16 protein-coding genes and 5 pseudogenes are annotated in these 18,992 nt (G+C 56.8%); 16 read left to right on the forward strand and 5 right to left on the reverse strand.

Annotation, left to right across the window (positions count from 1 at the left end; genetic code table 11):
- Positions 1-12 precede the first annotated feature (12 nt).
- The 9 genes and pseudogenes from V6F91_RS06240 to V6F91_RS06280 all read left to right on the forward strand — a co-directional run bounded on the left by V6F91_RS06240 (position 13) and on the right by V6F91_RS06280 (position 10,295).
- Positions 13-633, forward strand: a complete 621-nt coding sequence (locus tag V6F91_RS06240) for a hypothetical protein (protein WP_332763063.1) — start codon at positions 13-15, stop codon at positions 631-633.
- 384 nt (positions 634-1,017) lie between these two features.
- The gene (locus V6F91_RS06245) at positions 1,018-3,090 is read left to right on the forward strand and encodes a type VI secretion system tip protein VgrG (RefSeq protein ID WP_332763064.1); all 2,073 of its coding nucleotides are present in this window, start codon (positions 1,018-1,020) and stop codon (positions 3,088-3,090) included.
- Positions 3,087-3,911, forward strand: coding sequence for a DUF4123 domain-containing protein (locus V6F91_RS06250; RefSeq protein WP_332763065.1), 825 nt, complete (start codon positions 3,087-3,089; stop codon positions 3,909-3,911). Before V6F91_RS06245 ends, V6F91_RS06250 begins: the two co-directional genes overlap by 4 nt.
- A gap of 50 nt (positions 3,912-3,961) precedes the next feature.
- A complete protein-coding gene (locus V6F91_RS06255) occupies positions 3,962-4,822 on the forward strand; it encodes a hypothetical protein (protein ID WP_332763066.1) in 861 nt (286 codons plus the stop codon).
- 11 nt (positions 4,823-4,833) lie between these two features.
- Positions 4,834-7,062 carry a lipase family protein gene (locus V6F91_RS06260; protein WP_332763067.1) on the forward strand — a complete coding sequence of 743 codons (2,229 nt, stop codon included), beginning with the start codon at positions 4,834-4,836 and terminating at the stop codon, positions 7,060-7,062.
- A 128-nt stretch (positions 7,063-7,190) separates the two neighbouring features.
- Positions 7,191-8,234, forward strand: a pseudogene (tssI, locus tag V6F91_RS06265) (type VI secretion system tip protein TssI/VgrG); the annotation flags it as partial.
- A gap of 146 nt (positions 8,235-8,380) precedes the next feature.
- Entirely contained in the window at positions 8,381-9,241 is an 861-nt protein-coding gene (locus V6F91_RS06270; protein WP_332763068.1) for a hypothetical protein, read from the forward strand.
- A gap of 299 nt (positions 9,242-9,540) precedes the next feature.
- Positions 9,541-9,807: a DUF2790 domain-containing protein gene (locus V6F91_RS06275; RefSeq protein ID WP_332763069.1), complete on the forward strand. Its 267-nt coding sequence runs from the start codon at positions 9,541-9,543 to the stop codon at positions 9,805-9,807.
- Between the two features lie 89 nt (positions 9,808-9,896).
- Complete coding sequence (locus tag V6F91_RS06280) at positions 9,897-10,295, forward strand: hypothetical protein (RefSeq protein ID WP_332763070.1); 399 nt, start codon at positions 9,897-9,899, stop codon at positions 10,293-10,295.
- On the opposite strand, the gene V6F91_RS06285 is transcribed toward V6F91_RS06280, so the two are convergent.
- Positions 10,292-10,561 (reverse strand): DUF1652 domain-containing protein, encoded by a 270-nt coding sequence (locus V6F91_RS06285; protein WP_332763071.1) that lies wholly within the window; start codon positions 10,559-10,561, stop codon positions 10,292-10,294. The two genes, V6F91_RS06280 and V6F91_RS06285, sit on opposite strands and share 4 nt — an antisense overlap.
- A gap of 365 nt (positions 10,562-10,926) precedes the next feature.
- On the opposite strand from V6F91_RS06285, the gene eco reads away from it, so the two are divergent.
- Positions 10,927-11,412 (forward strand): serine protease inhibitor ecotin, encoded by a 486-nt coding sequence (eco, locus tag V6F91_RS06290; protein WP_332763072.1) that lies wholly within the window; start codon positions 10,927-10,929, stop codon positions 11,410-11,412.
- 38 nt (positions 11,413-11,450) lie between these two features.
- Here the strand turns inward: eco and ilvA are convergent.
- Positions 11,451-12,440, reverse strand: a pseudogene (ilvA, locus tag V6F91_RS06295) (threonine ammonia-lyase, biosynthetic); the annotation flags it as partial.
- Positions 12,441-12,689: 249 nt separating this feature from the next.
- Here ilvA and V6F91_RS06300 point away from each other — a divergent pair.
- A pseudogene (locus V6F91_RS06300) lies at positions 12,690-12,833 on the forward strand (DUF2834 domain-containing protein); the annotation flags it as partial.
- Positions 12,834-12,864: 31 nt separating this feature from the next.
- Here V6F91_RS06300 and V6F91_RS06305 read toward each other — a convergent pair.
- Positions 12,865-13,080: pseudogene (locus tag V6F91_RS06305) on the reverse strand (class I SAM-dependent methyltransferase); the annotation flags it as partial.
- Positions 13,081-13,235: 155 nt separating this feature from the next.
- On the opposite strand from V6F91_RS06305, the gene V6F91_RS06310 reads away from it, so the two are divergent.
- The 4 genes and pseudogenes from V6F91_RS06310 to pncA all read left to right on the forward strand — a co-directional run bounded on the left by V6F91_RS06310 (position 13,236) and on the right by pncA (position 15,426).
- Entirely contained in the window at positions 13,236-13,769 is a 534-nt protein-coding gene (locus V6F91_RS06310; RefSeq protein WP_332763073.1) for a tetratricopeptide repeat protein, read from the forward strand.
- A 90-nt stretch (positions 13,770-13,859) separates the two neighbouring features.
- On the forward strand, positions 13,860-14,303 hold the full coding sequence (locus V6F91_RS06315; RefSeq protein WP_332763074.1) for a sigma factor-like helix-turn-helix DNA-binding protein: 444 nt from the start codon (positions 13,860-13,862) through the stop codon (positions 14,301-14,303).
- Positions 14,300-14,641, forward strand: a pseudogene (locus V6F91_RS06320) (transcriptional regulator); the annotation flags it as partial. The gene V6F91_RS06315 and the pseudogene V6F91_RS06320, both read left to right, overlap by 4 nt.
- A 158-nt stretch (positions 14,642-14,799) precedes the next feature.
- The gene (gene pncA, locus V6F91_RS06325; protein ID WP_332763075.1) at positions 14,800-15,426 is read left to right on the forward strand and encodes a bifunctional nicotinamidase/pyrazinamidase; all 627 of its coding nucleotides are present in this window, start codon (positions 14,800-14,802) and stop codon (positions 15,424-15,426) included.
- 123 nt (positions 15,427-15,549) lie between these two features.
- On the opposite strand, the gene V6F91_RS06330 is transcribed toward pncA, so the two are convergent.
- Positions 15,550-16,851: an ATP-binding protein gene (locus tag V6F91_RS06330; RefSeq protein ID WP_332763076.1), complete on the reverse strand. Its 1,302-nt coding sequence runs from the start codon at positions 16,849-16,851 to the stop codon at positions 15,550-15,552.
- A 4-nt stretch (positions 16,852-16,855) separates the two neighbouring features.
- A complete protein-coding gene (locus V6F91_RS06335) occupies positions 16,856-17,557 on the reverse strand; it encodes a response regulator transcription factor (RefSeq protein WP_332763077.1) in 702 nt (233 codons plus the stop codon).
- 275 nt (positions 17,558-17,832) lie between these two features.
- On the opposite strand from V6F91_RS06335, the gene V6F91_RS06340 reads away from it, so the two are divergent.
- Positions 17,833-18,990, forward strand: coding sequence for an efflux RND transporter periplasmic adaptor subunit (locus V6F91_RS06340; RefSeq protein WP_332763078.1), 1,158 nt, complete (start codon positions 17,833-17,835; stop codon positions 18,988-18,990).
- The last annotated feature ends 2 nt before the right edge of the window (positions 18,991-18,992 follow it).

Raw genomic sequence — 18,992 nt, forward strand, 5'->3', positions numbered from 1 at the left:
GGATAACCGCTTTTGAAATACGGGCAGACGCTTGGACTACTGACACTGGCAGCACTGATGACCGGGTGCGGCACTTCGCCGCCCCGTTCGCCGGAAGATATCTGTGAGATCTTCCGCGAAAAAAGCGACTGGTACGACGCCGCGCAGGTCACGCAAAAACGCTGGGGCGTGCCGATTCAGGTGCCCTTCGCGATCATGTATCAGGAATCCGGCTACCGCTACGACGCCAAGACTCCGCGCAAATATCTGCTCTGGGTGATCCCGTGGGGTCGGGTGTCGACCGCCTCGGGTTACGCGCAGGCCAAAGATGAAGTCTGGGCCGACTACCAGAAAAGCACTGGCCGCAACTGGGCCGACCGCGAAGACTTCGATGACGCCATCGACTTCATCGGCTGGTACATGGACAAAACCACCTCAATCAATGGCGTCTACAAGTACGACGCCTACAACCAGTACCTCAACTACCACGAAGGCTGGGGCGGCTTCCGCAACAAGACCTTCGCCAGCAAAGCCTGGCTGCCCCCGACCGCGCGCAAGGTGCAGGTGCGCTCCGACACTTATGCGCGGCAATATGCCGGGTGCAAAGAGGATCTGGATCGGGGCTTCTGGAGCCGGTTCTGGCATTGGTTGTAGCGGTGAGCTCTCGACCGCTATCGCCAGCAAGGCTAGCTCCCACAGTTAAAATGCGTTCTGCCTATGAAATGCACTTCATGTCCGAAACCCATTCCCCTGTGGAGCGAGCCTGCTCGCGCAAGCGATCGATCAGACGCCAAGATCGCCACCTGCCGTACTCCCCGACAACTTCGACGGTTGTTTCTTCAGCACCAGCGCGTAAGAAAAGTCGCCAATTGCGCGGCCCATACCCCACCAATCACCCGATTTCATTGACCCAAACGCTACCCCTAAGGGTTTTCCCTATCCCCCAGACCCACCCCACCTACGGCTTTTGCGCCTTGAACGAGACGGCTTAATCCTGCAACATCTGTGTCCTGCTTATTCACGGACGGAATTCAAGGCATGCTGGACGCCAACGCTACCCACATCACCCTCACCCTCGAAGGCGCCAACGCCGACCTGCAGGTCCTCAGTTTCACCGGTCGCGAAGCCCTGAATGAGCCGTTCCGTTTCGACCTCGAACTGGTCAGCGCCCGCCCCGACCTCAATCTTGAAGAGCTGCTGCACAAGCCCGGCGTGCTGACCTTCGGCGCCACCGGCGAAGGCAAGATCCACGGTCTGGTCTATCGCATCGAGCAAGGCGACTCCGGCAAGACCCTGACCCGTTACAGCCTCAGCCTGGTCCCGCAACTGGCTTATTTGCGGCACAACCACGATCAGCAGATCTTCCAGCAACTGACCGTGCCGAAAATCATCGCGCAGGTACTGGAAGACCGCGGCATCCTCGCCGACGCCTACAGTTTCCAGCTCGGCGCCGAGTACCCGGAACGCGATTATTGCGTGCAGTACGACGAGTCAGACCTGCATTTCATCCAGCGCCTGTGCGAAGAGGAAGGCATTCACTTCCATTTCCAGCACAGCAGCAGCGGCCACAAACTGGTGTTCGGCGACGATCAGACGGTCTTCCGCAAGCTCAAACCGGTGAGCTACCAGCAGGACTCCGGCATGGCCGCCGACGAACCGGTGATCAAACGCTTCAACCTGCGCCTGGAAACCCGCACCACCCGCGTCAGCCGCCGCGATTACGATTTCGAGAAACCCAAAATCCTCCCGGAAGGCGCGGTCAAATCCGAATTCGCCCCGGACCTCGAGGATTACGACTACCCCGGCCGCTTCACCACCCGCGAGCGCGGCAAGTTCCTCTCGACCCGCGCGCTGGAACGCCATCGCAGCGACTACAAACTAGCCGAAGGCAAAGGTGACGAACCAACGCTGACCAGCGGCCATTTCCTCACGCTAGCCGAACACCCGCGCGCCGAATGGAACGACCTGTGGCTGCTGCTCGAAGTCTTCCACGAAGGCAAACAACCGCAAGTGCTCGGCGAAAACGTCACCAGCGACGTCACCGACAACAAAAGCGATTTCCACCAGGGTTACCGCAACAGCTTCCTCGCCACCCCGTGGGACGCACACTACCGCCCTGCTCTCGAACACCCGAAACCAAAAGTCCTTGGCAGCCAGACCGCGATCGTCACCGGCCCTGCGGGCGAAGAAATCCACTGCGACCAGTACGGCCGCGTCAAAGTGCAATTCCACTGGGACCGCGACGGCCAGTCCGACGACAAAACCACCTGCTGGCTGCGCGTCGCCAGCGGCTGGGCTGGCGCGGCCTACGGCGGCATCGCCATCCCGCGCATCGGCATGGAAGTCCTCGTCACCTTCCTCGAAGGCGACCCCGACCAGCCACTGGTCAGCGGCTGCCTGTACCACAAGGAAAACGTCGTCCCCTACGACCTGCCGGCGAACAAAACCCGAAGCACCTTCAAAACCCTCAGCTCCCCGGGCGGCAAGGGCTACAACGAATTCCGCATCGAAGACAAGAAAGGCGCCGAACAGATCTACATCCACGCCCAGCGCGACTGGGACGAAAACATCGAACACGACCAAAAGATTCGGGTGGGCAACGAACGGCATGACACTGTTGAAGCCAATACGCTGAGCGAATTCAAGGTCGAAGAGCACCGGATCACCCATCTGGACCGAATCAGCGAAATGCGCGCGGATGATCACCTGACGGTGGGTGTGACGCAGCACGTGAAGGTGGGGACTGGGCAGTTTGTTGAGGCCGGTACGGAGATTCACTACCACGCTGGCGAGAAGGTTGTGGTTGAGGGTGGCATGGAGCTCACGGCCAAGGCTGGCGGGAGTTTTGTGAAGGTGGACGCGGGTGGTGTGACGATTAGTGGCGCTGAGGTGAAGGTTAATACCGGTGGTGCGCCGGGTGTGGGGACCGGTATCGGGATACTCGAACCGGTCATCCCATGGGCCGCTGCGAAAGACAAGGCAGGCGCCCTTCTCGTTCCGGCGGCCGTACAGATGGCCATGGCCAAAGCCGCTCGTGCAGCGGGAAATATTCGTTGCCCTATTTGCGAAGCCTGCCGGGAAGGTAAATGCGATTTGGGAGCTACCGCATGAGTGACGTGCTTGATAACTGGATGGGCGGACAATCACGCCTCGACCGAGTCTTGATCCTCGTACTCGACAGCCTAGCCGAACCCAACCCGGTGACACCGCTGTATAGCGCTGGTGTCATGCAGCGCTCAGTGCAATTGTACCGACGCACCGAATTCTCAAAGTTCGCGGCTATCAGTCCGTGGCTGACCGCATTGCACAACCCGGGCAATGATGCCTTTCGCAGACTGCTCAATGAACCTGAACGCAACTGGGGCTGGATCGGCAGTATGGACAGGGCCGACCTCGACAGCCTGACCCAGCATTGGATTGCGCGCATGGTAATCGACGAAGACGGCGACCGCTCGCTGTTTCGTTTTCAGGACAACCGGGTGCTGGCGCGCTGCCTCGCCAATATGAAAGATAGCGAGTTGCCACTGCTGCTTGGGCCAATCAGCAGCGTGCTGTATTGGGACCAGAGTCAATGGAAAAGTGCTGATAACAGCAGACCTGGAATGCATCCGGTCCCGAATCCCGAGCCGTGGTTGCGCAATCCCGAGTCTGGTGAACACGCTCGCAGCATTTTGCGCCAAAACTTAAAACGATGGATATTCACATATCACCTTGAGGCAGCTGCCACCCTAGCTGAGACCCGAGTGGTCAGTGAATGGCTTGAGGATCAATTGGATTTGCTTGATGCCTGGGGCTGGCAACTACCAGAGCAAAGGGAGTTGATGTTAAGTCGTCGACTGTCAGAACAATGTATGCAGGATCTGGCGTGGGATCCTTTGCCGAATGAAACTTCTCCAGAGCACTTTGCGAGATGCCGACGAGTATTCAGTTGAGTTTATAAATCCACTTCAGTTATGTTTTATAGTTTTTCCGGGGCACAACGATGAGCAAGCTATCAGTTTCACTAACTTTAAATTCATTACTACTTATGGCACTTCCTTTAATCGGTGCCTGTAGCTATGCCGGCCAAATTGCTCAAAGTAGCATTGAAGACATTACCAGCCACTATGGGTCCGACTCGTTTACTCTCGTAGCGACTGCACCTGCAAACTTTGGCCTAACAGCAAAATCACAATATTCACCACTAGTTGGTCAGGATTGCAAAACCTATTCAACGGGCTTAGGAGGCGAAGTAACCCGACGGCATCAAAAAACAGATCAGATTGATGTAAAAGATATAGAACAAACCGCTCGCTTCGATATCCCGCTCAGTTATCGCATAGCCGGATGCAAGATGGAGCTGACTCGCGTAGACATGGCCATCGACGGCCGCTATGGTACATCTTCATTGGATATCGGGGGGGATGTCGGAGGAATTTCTGTAATAGGACAAACGGCTATTGGAAATTCAGCGCCATCTTTGGCTGAGAACCCTGAGTTTAGAGGCTTGTGCACCTGGATGTTTCAACTCAGCGTCGCGAGAATCGAAAAGAACGGAATTTCCAAAATATTATCCTGCAGCGCGGCAAATTCAGATTGGGGCGTGTCATCTGACTATTTTGAACGCCGCAAGCCGGGCGGCTCAATCCAGCGATCAAGTATCAACGGTAAGAGCGTAAAATTCATCTTCCGTCTATCAAAAGACGAAGAACCCAGCATGAACCATCGCTGGATTCAAACCAAGAAAGGCTGGAAGCCTTGTGAGGGCAGCGCAACATCAAACAGGTGCCAAACTCCTCCTACTTTCAAAAAATTCAAAATGAACGGCCGCGAGTGTACGGTATATCCGTCTTGCACTGAATAAGGACATTCCCGATGACAGACCCATACCTGTGCGACAAAAGCGTCTGCCCTGCCCGGGGTAGCTGGTTAAGCTTTAGATTGGTTGATGAGTTTGGTGACGGCAGGCCATACGCGGGCTTAACCTATGAATTAACCGACGCAGAGGGGCAAATATACAATGGTAGCTTAGACAGTGATGGATACGCGAAGGTCACCAATAACTACAAAGGCCCAGTAACTTTGACGTTGGAAAAATCATACTCAGGGGGAGACACTTGGTATGAAAACCTTGTCGACCGAAAAGACTATCCAATCCCTCTGACGGATTTTCAGGTCGCAGCTGAAAAAACATTACATCGCCCAATCGGTAGCACCGCTAAAAGCGGCGCTTATAGAGCCGCCTCGGAAAAGGCAGAATATTACAACGTAGAAGTCCGCCAATTCGTAAAGTACAAAAGCCACTTACCCCTTCCGGCGAAACTATCTAAACCTGTTCCTTACGGCTGGACAAAATTAGCCTGTGACTTTGGTGAAGGGAAAGTTCCAGATTATGGAACGGCACTTCTACCAGACAAACATTACGTCCTAGAAGTACGTGCATTAAGGGCATTCAGACCACTTATATCCTTGGCGCCTACCTTCAGCGCAGTTAATCTTTACAATCTTTCATTATTTGCAACGCTAAGTTATGGTGATTTTGGACAATCCCCTGAAAACCCGAATAACCCCGAAAATCCAGAAGACCCAAAACGAACAAAACCTAGACAAGAAATAACATTCCCTACGGTCGGAACAGTTGGACATGTATTGCAAACCTGCTTGGCTTGTTATCAGGAACCCATGCGTTATGCCGATGCTAAAACAATAAACTATCCAGTTGTTGAAGACATCCCCTACTCAAAACGATTGGAGATCATTCCTTACGATCCACAACTCTATATAAATCCAAGCGAACAGGAAACCCCAGCGCAGGTTCATTTTTTCAATGATGCACGCGGATATTCATTAGATTCCAAGAAGACCGACACCCAAGCGTATGCGACGCATGACGATCGTATGATCCTGATAGCAATACGTGGAACAGCGGAAAAGTGGGATGCCTTGCGCGACGGAGATGCCGAGCAAGTCCCGATTAAAGATGGTATCGGCAAGGCTCACCAGGGATTTCATAATGCCTACGTCGTATTACAACCATTCATAACAAAATATCTCGAAAGATTTCTTACCAATGGCCAACGCGTTGTGGTTTGTGGCCACAGCCTAGGTGGGGCGATTGCACTCTTGTTAGCTGAATGGATACGTCAAAACTATGACGAAAAAGTCATTCTCTATACCTTCGGTTCCCCTAGAGCAGGTGATGCAGACTTTGTCGAAGGAGCCAAACCTCTCGTTCATCACCGAATTGTAAACAACAATGATCCGGTACCCAGCGTACCCGCAGCTTGGATGGATACCAAGCAAGCAGTCTGGGTTACCGGAGTCGCCGCCACTGTTACTGGAGGAGTCGCACCGATTGTAGGGGGAATCATCTTTGGTGCGGGATTGAATCGGTTCGGCGGGAAGCCTTACCGGCATCATGGCATACAACGGTACTTCACCCCTTTGCGGCTGCCAGGCAACCAGATTTCATCGGTATTGTGGACTCCAGGTTGCGAAGGGTATGAAGAGTCGGCAATGACACAGCTTTGTTATGCGAATATCAAAAACAATGACACTCCGGAACGTAGCAACTTCGGAGTACAGGTGATGAACGGGGCGGACCATACAATGCTTGGCGGCTACATTCCCGCCTGCTGGGCGACTTTGCGACGCTGGCAAGATACGCAAACCAGCGGCGGAAAAATCATTACCTCTCGCGAAGCGCTCAATCTGCGGACACAATTAAAATTCTACCGCTCCGAATTAGAAAAATGGCAGAGCGCGCAGCAAGTGGAATTTCCAGGAGGAACGATTGAAAGCAGACCTCAGGATCGCGCAACGTCTCTCCAGAGAAGATCAACTATGTCTGATCTCCAAACCCGCCAGAAGGAAATTGCTCTGGCAGTGAGCCATAATCAAAAAGAACTCGAAAATATCGAGACTACGCTGAAGAACATAGATTTATTGGAGCAAACAACTGTAGAGCTTTCCGACGTTTACGGTGATCGTGCCGAGTTACCGGAACTGAAAACTCATATCCAACGATGGGCTGATCACAAAGAGAACCAAGCCATCGTGCGAGTTGCCCAAGTCCCACAAGGGGCGATAGCGAACATCGCTTGAGGTATCCGAGTTCGAGCACAAACAGAGAGTTATGGGTAGGCCATTGTTCTACCCAAGACTACGCTTCTATAAGCACTGTAATGGTGAATATCTTAGAGGACACGCACCGTCAAAAAAGATGGAACTTGGATCGAATCGTGTTTCGCAAATTGAAGCCGGTCAGCTACCAGCAGGACTCCGGCATGGCCGCCGACAAACCGGTGATCAAACGCTTCAACCTGCGCCTGGAAACCCGCACCACCCGCGTCAGCCGCCGCGATTACGATTTCGAGAACCCCAAAATCCTCCCGGAAGGCGCGGTCAAATCCGAATTCGCCCCGGACCTCGAGGACTACGACTATCCCGGCCGCTTCACCACCCGCGAGCGCGGCAAGTTCCTCTCGACCCGCGCGCTGGAACGCCATCGCAGCGACTACAAACTCGCCGAAGGCAAAGGTGACGAACCAACCCTGACCAGCGGCCATTTCCTCACGCTCGCCGAACACCCGCGCGCCGAATGGAACGACCTGTGGCTGCTGCTCGAAGTCTTCCACGAAGGCAAACAACCGCAAGTGCTTGGCGAAAACGTCACCAGCGACGTCACCGACAACAAAAGCGATTTCCATCAGGGCTACCGCAACAGCTTCCTCGCCACGCCGTGGGACGCACACTACCGCCCTGCCCTCGAACACCCGAAACCAAAAGTTCTCGGCAGCCAGACCGCGATCGTCACCGGCCCTGCCGGCGAAGAGATCCACTGCGACCAGTACGGCCGCGTCAAAGTGCAATTCCACTGGGACCGCGACGGCCAGTCCGACGACAAAACCACCTGCTGGCTGCGCGTCGCCAGCGGCTGGGCCGGCGCGGCCTATGGCGGCATCGCCATCCCGCGCATCGGCATGGAAGTCCTCGTCACCTTCCTCGAAGGCGACCCCGACCAGCCACTGGTCAGCGGCTGCCTGTACCACAAGGAAAACGTCGTCCCCTACGACCTGCCGGCGAACAAAACCCGAAGCACCTTCAAAACCCTCAGCTCCCCGGGCGGCAAGGGCTATAACGAATTCCGCATCGAAGACAAGAAAGGCGCCGAACAGATCTACATCCACGCCCAGCGCGACTGGGACGAAAACATCGAACACGACCAGAACATTCGTGTCGGCAACGAACGGCATGACACGGTTGAAGCCAATACTCTGTGAGAACAATGCATGCAAGATGTCGGGTGAGACTTTTTCCGAGTGAAATACCTCCAGAGCGTTTAGCGAGGTGCCAACGCGATCCTGTTGAGTTCATCAATCAATTTTAGTTGCGGCTTAACCTTTTGTCAGAGAGCGAAACAATGAATAAGCCATCACCTTCGCTCCATCTAAAGTCATTACTACTTCTGGCGTTTCCTTTATTCGGTGCCTGTGCCTCTGCCGGTCAAATTGCTCAAAGTAGCATTGAAGACATTACCAGCCACTACGGGTCCGACTCGTTTACTCTCGTAGCGAATGCACCTGCATACTTTGGCTTAACAGCAAAATCACAATATTCACCACTAGCTGGTCAGGATTGCAAAGCTTATTCAGCGGGCTTAGGAGGAGAAGTAACCCGACGGCATCAAAAAACAGATCAGATTGATGTAAAAGATATAGAACAAACCGCTCGCTTCGATATCCCGCTCAGTTATCGCATAGCCGGATGCAAGATGGAGCTGACTCGCGTAGACATGGCCATCGACGGCCGCTATGGTACGTCTTCATTGGATATCGGGGGGGATTTCGGAGGAATAACTATAAAAGGCAATACGACTACTGTCGGATCGTCCTCATTAGCCAATGATAACTCTGAATTTAGAGGCCTATGTACGTGGATGTTCCAACTAAGCGTGGAAAGAATCGAGGAAGACGGAATTTCAAAAATATTATCGTGTAGCGCAGCGAACTCTGAATGGAATGTACCCTCCGACTATTTTGAACGCAATAAGCCGGGCGGAACTGTTCAACGATCGAGCATTAAAAATAAAGAAATAAAATTCACATTCCGCTTGGCGAAAGATGAAGAACCTAGTATGGACAATCGGTGGATCAAGACCACAGAAGGATGGAAGCCCTGTCAGGAAACCGCAACATCAAAAAGGTGCCAAACACCTCCAGTTTTCAAAAAATTCAAAATCAACGGCCGTGACTGTACGGTATATCCGTCTTGCACTGAATAAGGACATCCCTGATGGCGGCCCATATCTGTGTCGCAAAATCGAAGTATTTGCGGAGAAGTTGAAAACAACTTACCCGGCGCTCTTATTTTCCCCGAAAAACTAAGAGATTGACTGTCTCTGTCCCCAATCGCGCGACATTCCGTTCCCCGACAGCCACCGTTCAGCCTGCTTAACCCTGCCTTAACGCCCCAGCCAAAAACTCTCCCTGACCGCACACCCCAGCCCCCATGGCTGTCGCCCAGTGCGGCAGGTTCGGCCGCATCACACCGAACCCCCTTTCCGTCGCACGGGAGTCCTCTATGAACATTCGTATCTCACTTGTCACCGCCGCCCTCGCCTGCACCGCATTCGTCGGGCTGGCCCAAGCCAATGACACAACCCCCTCAAACGCCGCGCCCTACAAGTACGGCATACCGCTACACGTGGCGAAAGTAGTCGCACTGACCGAACCGCCCACCCTGGAATGCAAAGTCATCACCGCCGACATGAAGTACCTCGACAACAACGGCAGACCTGAAGAAATCAGCTACCGGAAATTATCCGACGCGTGCCAGCTGCAAAACTGACAGAAACGTCTGATTCGCGGCTTTGCGGTAGGCGGGAGGGGTTTCGGCGGTTATGCTCGGAGCCTTCCTCACTGCCGCAAGGATTCGCCATGCAGTTGTCGTTTCGCACGTTGTCCGGGCTCACATGTTCATTGTGTTTTCTGTTGGCGCTGGCCTGGGGCATTTTCCCTGAACGGCTGCTGGCGATCTGGAGCGTCGAGTATTCCGAGGGTGTCGGTTTTGTCGCGCGGCGCAGTGCGGTGCTGTTTGCGGCGTTGGGAGTGATGTTTTATCTGGTGCGCAATGCACCGCCGTCGCTGGGGCGCAATGCGTTGAGCAACGGTTTTATCGTCGGTTGTCTGGGGTTGGCGGTGCTGGGTTTTGCGGAATGGCTGAACGGTCATGCCGGCCCCGGGATTTTGCTCGCGGTGCTGGTCGAGTTCGCGCTGGGCCTTGGTTTTGTGCAGGCCCGGCGCGTGACGGTCGAACTGGGTGAAACAGTGCGTTAAACGGCTCGCGAACGAGCAGTAGTTTGATGAAGCGCAGTCTGTTGAGCGAGATCGGAACGAAGCCCCGCGACCAGATTGTTGATTTCGCGACAGCTGTTGAGTCGGCTGGCATCGATGCCGTTGACCTGCAGATCAACCTGATCGGTACGATGATCGCCGAAGACCTTGACGGTCATCGACAGATCCGGCGACAGCGTGCATTGGCAGCGTTTCGGCAGAAAACTGCTTTCGATGATATTGCGTAGTTCCAAGGCAGACAGAAACATGGCGAACCCTCTCCTTACTGTGAGATGCCAATCAAGTATTCACGCTGACCGTGGCGCCCCTGCGCGGGTGTATCCCCGCTGTTTCCCTGGGTGCGTCAAGCGGCGGTACTGCGAAATGCCCATTGGAGTGTAGGCGCCCAAATCCGGTGCGCCGCACTGAAAGAACGCATAAAGCGTGCCTTTGATCGGCTTGTTTTCGCTCCTTATAAATCAGTTACTTGGCGCAGTGGCCAGTATTCTGCTATTTGCATAATGCATGAAAGGCCTGCCCGAGCACTGCATTTTGCAACTCCGCACCGATTTGCATTAAGCATCCATGACAGCAAGAATGCCCCCACCACCCCGACACCCGCACGGAGGCTTCCATGGGTTCTTTACGCGTATATGCGATCACCGGGCTGCTTGTTGCCAGCCTGCCCACCCTCGCCCACGCGGCCAAGCTCGAAGACGTCGCGCCGTATCCCAAGGCTGAAACCGGATTCGCTCGCCAGGTCATCCATCTGCCCAAGCAAGAGCAGGAGGAAGACTTCCAGGTCGAAATCCTCGCTGGCAAAACCCTTGAGGTCGATTGCAATCGGCAGCGACTCGGCGGCGCGCTGGTCGAGAAAAATCTTGAAGGCTGGGGTTATCCGTTCTATCGCCTTGAAAACGTCAGCGGCCCGGTGAGCACGATGATGGCCTGCCCGCCCGGCTCGCAGAAAAAACGCGTGTTCGTGCCGGTCGTCGGCGACGGTTTCAAATTGCGCTACAACAGCAAATTGCCAGTAGTCGTCTACGCACCGTCGGACGTAGAAGTGCGATATCGGATCTGGTCGGCATCTGAAAAAGTCGGCACTGCGCTGCCGGAATAACCACAGCAAGGAGTTCACGCCGGGACGCCGCACACTGCGGCGCGCTCGGCGACATAGCGCAGACTGTCGAAGTTGATATTGGCGCCCGAATCAATCGCCACGAATGTCTGCCCTCGCACAGAGGTTCGTCCCACGTATTGTTTGATGCCTGCCACAGCCAAGGCGCCGGAAGGCTCGGTGATCGAACGCGTGTCGTCGTAGATGTTCTTGATCGCGGCACAGAGGTCGTCGTTGCTGACCGTGATGACTTCGTCCACGCAAAAACGGCAGACTTCGAAGCCAAATGCGCCGATCTGCGCCACTGCCACGCCATCGGCGAAAGTGCCTACGCTGGGCAAAACTACACGCTGATCCGCGTCCAGCGCAGCTTTCAGGCACGCCGAGTGTTCGGATTCAACGCCGATGATGCGCACCTCCGGACGCAGATATTTGACGTAAGCGGCGATGCCCGCAATCAGCCCGCCACCGCCCACCGGAACAAAGATTGCGTTCAGCTCCCCCTGATGCTGCCGAAGGATTTCCATCGCCACGGTGCCCTGCCCGGCAATCACCTCGGGATCATCGAATGGCGAGACGAAGGTGCGTCCGCTGAGTTCGGCCAGTTGCAGTGCATGCGCCAGTGCGAAAGGAAAACTCTCGCCATGCAGCAGCGCTTCGGCACCGCGACTGCGCACGCCTTGTACCTTGAGTTCGGGGGTGGTGGACGGCATGACGATCGTCGCTGTGATACCCAGTTCGCGTGCCGCCAGCGCCACACCCTGGGCATGGTTGCCGGCTGAGGCGGTGATGACCCCGCGCGCTTTCTGCTCTTCGCTCAGTCGCACCAGTTTGTTGTAGGCGCCACGGATCTTGAAGGAGAACGTCGGCTGTAAATCCTCACGCTTGAGCAAGACCCGGTTGCCCAGCGACTCCGACAATGCCGGCGCCGCTTGCAATGGCGTGCGCACCGCGATGTCATACACCGGCGCGGCCAGGATCTTTTTTACGTACTGCTCAAGCAGGGCTTGCTGGTCGGGGCTGTGCGGCATGGTCGTCTCCTGACGTTGTTCAAAACCCCGGAGACAGAAAGTGAAAACCCGCCTCTAGGGCGGGTTGGGTGCTGCAGTCGTGAGCTAGCCCGCCAAATGAGGAATGGCGGTAATAATGCTTGGCTGGCAGCGCAATACGGTGGAAGTCATGGGATGGAAAGTAGCTTGCGCGCTGTTGGCGAGTCAATGGCCAAATTCAGCCGCAAGCGTTAGGGTGGCGACTCTCTCATCGCACCAAGGAAGGCACGCATGATCTCCCTCGCCCTGCCCCTCACGACTTTGCTCGCTTTTGGTGGTTACACCGTTTCGGTGATGCTCCAGGCCGAACAGTCGTTGATCGATTTCGGCATCAGCCTGATGTCGCGTCCAGGCACCGCACAGGTTGTTATCGATCACTTGGAAACGGCATGGACAGTCAGGCCTTTTTCACAGCGATGACTTGCGCGCCAGTCGCCACCAGGCGGCCGGTGAACTTGCCAGTGCCGGCGCCCGGATCGATGACGGTCTTGTGCCCATCCAGGCCGAGGGTCGCAGACAGCCATTCACTGACCTGCGGCGGATAATCCGGCCGGCCTTTGACGTAGATGTCGGAAGCGGTCTTGTAACCACTTCGGGCTGAGGGATGGACTTGATCGCTCATGGCGACGCCCCTTTGACAAAACTTCGGATCGACGGCAGACGCTGTCGAGCATAGCGCTGGAATTTGCGCTTACCTTGAACAGTCACTGACAAAGCAATGAATAAAATTTCACCTGAGCTGTTCAACATGAAACATGACTCCGTGGAGCCTTGCCCATGACTATCCGTTCCGTTATGTTCGCCGCCCCGTTGGTGCTGGTCGCCGCGATGTTCAGCCACTCGGCCCTGGCCAGTGGCGATGAAGAAGCGCCCGTGCAGAAACCCGAATGCCCTAAAGGCCAGGTCTGGGACAGCAAAACGCAGAAATGCGTACTGCAAACCAGCACCCTGCTGCCGGATGCCGACCGTACCGACTACGCCTATCGCCTTGCCAGGGACGGTCGCTACGAAGAGGCGCTGACGCTGCTCGATACGCTGAAACAACCGAACACCGCCAAGGCCCTCAACTACCGCGGTTACGCCACGCGCAAACTCGGGCGCACCGATGAAGGCATCGGGTATTACCTGCAATCGGTGAAACTTGATCCGCGTTACGCGCAAGTGCGCGAGTACCTCGGTGAGGCCTATGTGATCCAAGGGCGTGTAGACCTTGCCCAGGAACAACTGCAGCAGATCAAAACGATTTGCGGCACGTCCTGCGAGGAGTACCGCGACCTGGCCGAAGCCATCAACGATTCGACCAAAACCTGAGCAGTTTCAAGGAAACTCATCATCAACGAACAGACCTTCAGAGCAGAACTCGGACAACATCTGGCGCGACTGTGGCGCTACGGTTTGTTGTTGTCGCGCAATCGGCATGTGGCCGAGGATCTGGTGCACGCGACGTGCGTGCGCGGACTCGAACGCGCAGATCAGTACGTGGCCGGTATGCGGATGGAACTATGGTTGTTGGGCCTTTTGCATTCGATCTGGATCAACGAAGCTCGCGCGCGCCGGGTGCGTCAGGAACCCGCGCGAAATGGCGCAGAAGCTCACGATGCCTTTGCTGCGAAACCCCACGTCATGGCTGCGCAGGTCATTCGCCGAGTGGATGCCTTGCCGGAAATTCAGCGCGAGACGGTTTATCTGGCTTATGTCGAAGGTTTTTCCTACAGCGAAGTCGCCGATATTCTGCACGTTCCTGTCGCGACAATCATGACGCGTCTGGCCACCGCCAGGTTGAAACTGGCTGAGTACCCACCGCTGTACACGGTTCCGACCTCTAACGAGACTGATCACTCATGAACGCCCCTTCAGATGAGCAACTGGTCGCCTGGCTCGACAACGAACTCGACGCCGAGCAACGCAGCCTGCTGGAACAGGCCATCGCGGACGATGCATTGCTCAACCTGCGCGTGCAGTGGCTCAGTCGCAGTAATCTGCCCTACCAAAACGCCTATGAAGAACTTGCGCAACAGGCACCGCTCGAACGGTTGCAGGCGCGACTGGGCGCGATTCCCTCGCCTGAAAAACCGAGGCTGAGCCGTCGCTGGTTTATCGGTGCCGCCGCGGCAGCGTTGTTTGCCGGTGGTGTCCTGGCCGATCGCGCGTTCCTTGGCTGGCAGACAACACGGTCAAACCACTGTTCGCCACCCGCTCGGGACGTGGCAAGCAAGCGCCGGCTCACGAGCGGGCACGACGCTGCGCCAGAACTGGAAAGCAAGGCGAAATGTTAAAAGCCGCGTCGGCGCATGAGCAGTCCTGAACTATGCTGAGCGACTGTTTTCAAGGAGAACACGCAATGCCTGATTCATCCCGTGCTGCGTTATTAGTGATCGACGTGCAGAACGATTTCATTCCCGGCGGGCAATTGCCAGTGCCGGAAGGCGATCTCATCGTGCCGTTGATCAACCGGCTCGCCCGCCAGTTCAGCCAAGTCGTCATTGCCCAGGACTGGCACCCGCCGGGCCACGCTTCGTTTGCCTCAAGGCATCCTGGCAAGCAACCCTTCGATAGCATTCAATTACCCTACGGCGAGCAAACGCTATGGCCTGAGCATTGTGTGCAAGGCACCGCCGGCGCCGAGTTCCACCCTGACCTCGATTTGCCGCACGCTCAGTTGATCATCCGCAAGGGCTGCAATCCTGATATCGACAGCTATTCGGCGCTTCTGGAAGCCGATCGCTGCACCACCACCGGCCTGTCGGGCTATCTTAAAGAACGCGGAATCGACACCGTTTACATGGTCGGACTGGCGCTGGATTTCTGTGTGATGTTTTCTGCGCTGGACGCGCGGGCGGCGGGTTTCAATGCCTATGTGGTGCTCGATGCATGCCGGGCAATCGATCTGGATGGATCACTGGCGGCAGCGATCGAGCGGATGCAAAGCGCCGGGGTCGGCTTGATCCAATCGACAGAACTTGCCTGAATACTTCAAGCCCTGTGGGAGCGAGCCTGCTGGCGAAGACGTCGGATCAGTCGACTTATTTGTCGCTCATAGGCCGCCTTCGCGAGCAGGCTCGCTCCCACAAGTTACTCAGCGTTTGGAGTCTCAGGCTTTCGTCGGCAACCACAACCTGAACCGCGCCCCACTCAGCGGCGAAGGTTCGACGGTCAGTGTGCCGCCCTGGGCTTCCAGTGCCCGGCGGCTGATTGCCAGGCCCAGGCCAAACCCGCCGGTAGACCGATCACGACTGCGGTCGAGCCGATAGAACGGTTCGAAAATCCGCTCACGCTCATCGTCGGGAATACCGATACCGTCGTCGTCGACCCAGATTTCACAGCCCTCGGCATTGACCTGCACACCAATCTGAATACGTTTCTCGCAATAGCGCATGGCATTGCGCAGCAGATTCTGGATCGCTCGAGCGGTCAGGCGCGGATCCAGCGAAAAGCGTTCGAGCTGACCGTGCAGCAACACGTCGATGACGATTTCCGGCGACTCCAGTTCCTCATCGACACTGCCGAGAATGCTGTCGATAAATTCGTCCAGCGACACCTCGACCTGTTCGGGCAGTTGCGCCGGATTCTGCAGGCGACTGTACGACAGCAACTCCAGCACCAATTCGTCCAGCTCGCGAATGTGCGCGACCAGCCCCTGCAAGCGCTCGCGGCTGGCGGCCGGCAAATCGTCGGACAGCGCCAGCGCCAGGCCGAAATCCAGGCGCGTCAATGGCGTGCGCAATTCATGGGACACGGCGTTGAGCAGATCACGTTGCTGGTTGAGCAGTTTTTCGATGTCGCCGGCCATGGTGTCGAAGACGTGCGCGAGGCTGCCGATGTTCGAGCTTGGCGCGATATGTGTGCGTTCGCTCAAATGGCCTTTGCCGAAACGTTCGGCAGTACCTTTGAGGCGTTCCAGATCGCGCCAGTGCGGACGCAACCACATGAGCAGACAGGCAAGCAATGTCGCGCCGATCAGCACGTTGATGCTCCAGTACAACAGATCGACGTCAACCGGATCGGGCGGCACAACCATCTTCACCGCGGTGGTGTCGTCCAGCGCCGCTACCGCCAGTGTGCGCCAGCCCCAATCGCCGATGCGCACGACGTTTTCTTTACGGCGCAGGCGCTCCCGCTCGATGTCAGTGAACTGTGCGTCATCGATTCGAGCGAGGACAATGTGCAGCGGCTGAAAATCCTTGTCCAACGACGCCGCCAGTGCCGGCCACCGATCTTGCGGCACCGCGTGAAACTGGCGGGTAATCAGCGATTGCAGGCCTCGTGAAAAATCGAGGTTGTAAGTGACGAAGCGATCCCGGAACGCCATCACCACCAGATCCGGCACCAGATAGATCGCCGCACTGTAGGAGACGATCGTCACCAGATACAGGCGAAACAGGATGCGAAACATCAGCTCAGCACTCCCATTCGGAGCGGCTGAACAAATAACCCTTGCCCCACACGGTCTTGATCTTCCGCGCCTCGCCGGCATGGTCGTCGAACTTACGCCGCAGCTTGGAAATCGCCACGTCCACCGAACGGTCGGTGCCGTTGAATTCGATACCGCGCAGACGTTGCAAAATCTGGTCGCGGCTGAGCACTTCACCGGCATGCCGGGCCAGCACCACCAGCAGATTGTATTCGCCGCTGGACAGCTCGACCGGTTGCTCGCGCCAGGTCACGGTGCGCTCGGACAGGTCGATGCACAGATTCCCCATGACGATCCGGTCATTGACCGTCTGCGGCTCGCCGAGGCTGCTGCGGCGCAACAGCGTGCGCACTCGCGCCAGCAATACACGCGGCTCGCACGGTTTGGTGACGTAATCGTCGGCGCCCATTTCCAGGCCCAGCACCTGATCGTGGCTGTCATCGCGGGCGGTGAGCATAAGGATCGGCAGCATTGCCGAATCAGCGCGCAGCAAGCGGCAGACTTGCAAGCCGTCGAGGCCCGGCAGCATCAGGTCGAGGATCACCAGATCCGGCGGGTTGACACGTGCCCGCTCGCGCACGTGGTCGCCACGGCCAATGACGCTGACGGAATAACCGTTGCGCTCCAGGTAGCTGGAAATCAGTTCGGCGAGGGCGGTGTCGTCTTCGACCAGGAGGATGTTGGGCATGGGGTGATCCAGATATTGCTGTGGTGGATGTCAGACCGTTTCGCGAGCAGGCTCGCTTCCACAGTGGTTTTGCATTGTTTACGAAACCCATGTGGGAGCGAGCCTGCTCGCGAAAGCGGTTCAACGGTCACAAAAGAATTCAAGGCTTGCAGGATATACGCCCTCACCCCTCCCCGAGCAAAACCCTTACACAATTTCACACAGCGCCTACAAAGCTTCACCGCTAATCTCGGCGTCTGCCCGTAGGATGCGGACTTCAATATTGGGGGTTGTACATGTCGAACAAACTGCTGGCCGGGCTCGGCCCGATCGCGCTGGTGCTGATGCTGAGTGCCTGTGATTCGTCGTCGGACGCCGAGGTGCAGGCGCCACCGGCTACGGTGCGTATCGAGACGGTCGAAGCGCATCCCCTGACGCTCAGCAGCGAACTCAGCGGGCGCATCGCCGCGCCACGGATTGCCGAAGTCCGTGCACGGGTCGCCGGCGTGGTCCTGCAACGGACCTTTCGCGAAGGCAGCGACGTGAAAAAGGGCGACGTGTTGTTTCGCATCGACCCGGCGCCCTTCAAAGCCGACCTCGACAGCGCCGAAGCGTCGCTGCGCAAGGCTGAAGCCAATGCCTTTCAGGCGAAACTGCAAGAGCAGCGTTATGCGCAGTTGATCGACGATAAAGCCATCAGCGGTCAGGACTACGACAACGCCCGCGCCAATGCCCGGCAGACCGCAGCCGACGTAGCGGCGAATAAAGCAGCGGTGGAACGGGCGAAACTGAATCTCGGCTACGCCACCGTCACGGCGCCGATTTCCGGTCGCGTCGGTCGCGCACTGGTCACCGAAGGTGCATTGGTCGGGCAGAACGAAAGCACCCCGCTGGCGCTGATTCAGCAGCTCGATCCGATCCACGCCGATCTCACTCAGTCGACCCGCGAGCTCAACGAACTGCGCCGCGCGTTCCGCTCCGGGCAGTTGCAGGAAGTCGGCCAGGATCAGGTCAAAGCCACGCTGATCCAGGACGACGGCAGCCTGTATCCGCTGCCGGGCAAGTTGCTGTTCAGCGACATCACCGTCGATCCGGGTACCGGCCAGATCATCCTGCGCAGCGAATTCCCCAACCCCGATCTCGACTTGCTGCCGGGCAGTTTCATCCGCGTACGTCTGGAACAGGCAACGATCGCCAATGGCATTACCGTGCCGCAACGCGCGGTGCAGCGTGACAGCGCCGGCATCGCCCAGGTGCTGACCGTCGACGAGCAGATGCGCGTTGCCCAGCAACCGGTGCAACTGGGCGCGGTGCAGAACAATCGCTGGATCGTCACCGGTGGTCTCAAGCCGGGCGACCGCATCGTCGTCGAAGGCCTGCAACATGCCCGCCCTGGCGAAACCGTGCAGATCGACGACAGCCCTCTTCCCATTGCCCAGACCTCAGGTCAGTAAGC

Origin of the sequence: Pseudomonas koreensis, from assembly GCF_036668835.1 — a bacterium.
Taxonomy (GTDB): domain Bacteria; phylum Pseudomonadota; class Gammaproteobacteria; order Pseudomonadales; family Pseudomonadaceae; genus Aquipseudomonas; species Aquipseudomonas koreensis_I.

Coding starts and splice junctions, on each gene's coding strand:
- V6F91_RS06245 (WP_332763064.1), top strand. CDS start 1,018: ATGCTGGACGCCAACGCTACCCACATCACCCTCACCCTCGAAGGCGCC.
- V6F91_RS06250 (WP_332763065.1), top strand. CDS start 3,087: ATGAGTGACGTGCTTGATAACTGGATGGGCGGACAATCACGCCTCGAC.
- V6F91_RS06255 (WP_332763066.1), top strand. CDS start 3,962: ATGAGCAAGCTATCAGTTTCACTAACTTTAAATTCATTACTACTTATG.
- V6F91_RS06260 (WP_332763067.1), top strand. CDS start 4,834: ATGACAGACCCATACCTGTGCGACAAAAGCGTCTGCCCTGCCCGGGGT.
- V6F91_RS06270 (WP_332763068.1), top strand. CDS start 8,381: ATGAATAAGCCATCACCTTCGCTCCATCTAAAGTCATTACTACTTCTG.
- V6F91_RS06275 (WP_332763069.1), top strand. CDS start 9,541: ATGAACATTCGTATCTCACTTGTCACCGCCGCCCTCGCCTGCACCGCA.
- V6F91_RS06280 (WP_332763070.1), top strand. CDS start 9,897: ATGCAGTTGTCGTTTCGCACGTTGTCCGGGCTCACATGTTCATTGTGT.
- V6F91_RS06285 (WP_332763071.1), bottom strand. CDS start 10,561: ATGTTTCTGTCTGCCTTGGAACTACGCAATATCATCGAAAGCAGTTTT.
- eco (WP_332763072.1), top strand. CDS start 10,927: ATGGGTTCTTTACGCGTATATGCGATCACCGGGCTGCTTGTTGCCAGC.
- V6F91_RS06310 (WP_332763073.1), top strand. CDS start 13,236: ATGACTATCCGTTCCGTTATGTTCGCCGCCCCGTTGGTGCTGGTCGCC.
- pncA (WP_332763075.1), top strand. CDS start 14,800: ATGCCTGATTCATCCCGTGCTGCGTTATTAGTGATCGACGTGCAGAAC.
- V6F91_RS06330 (WP_332763076.1), bottom strand. CDS start 16,851: ATGTTTCGCATCCTGTTTCGCCTGTATCTGGTGACGATCGTCTCCTAC.
- V6F91_RS06335 (WP_332763077.1), bottom strand. CDS start 17,557: ATGCCCAACATCCTCCTGGTCGAAGACGACACCGCCCTCGCCGAACTG.
- V6F91_RS06340 (WP_332763078.1), top strand. CDS start 17,833: ATGTCGAACAAACTGCTGGCCGGGCTCGGCCCGATCGCGCTGGTGCTG.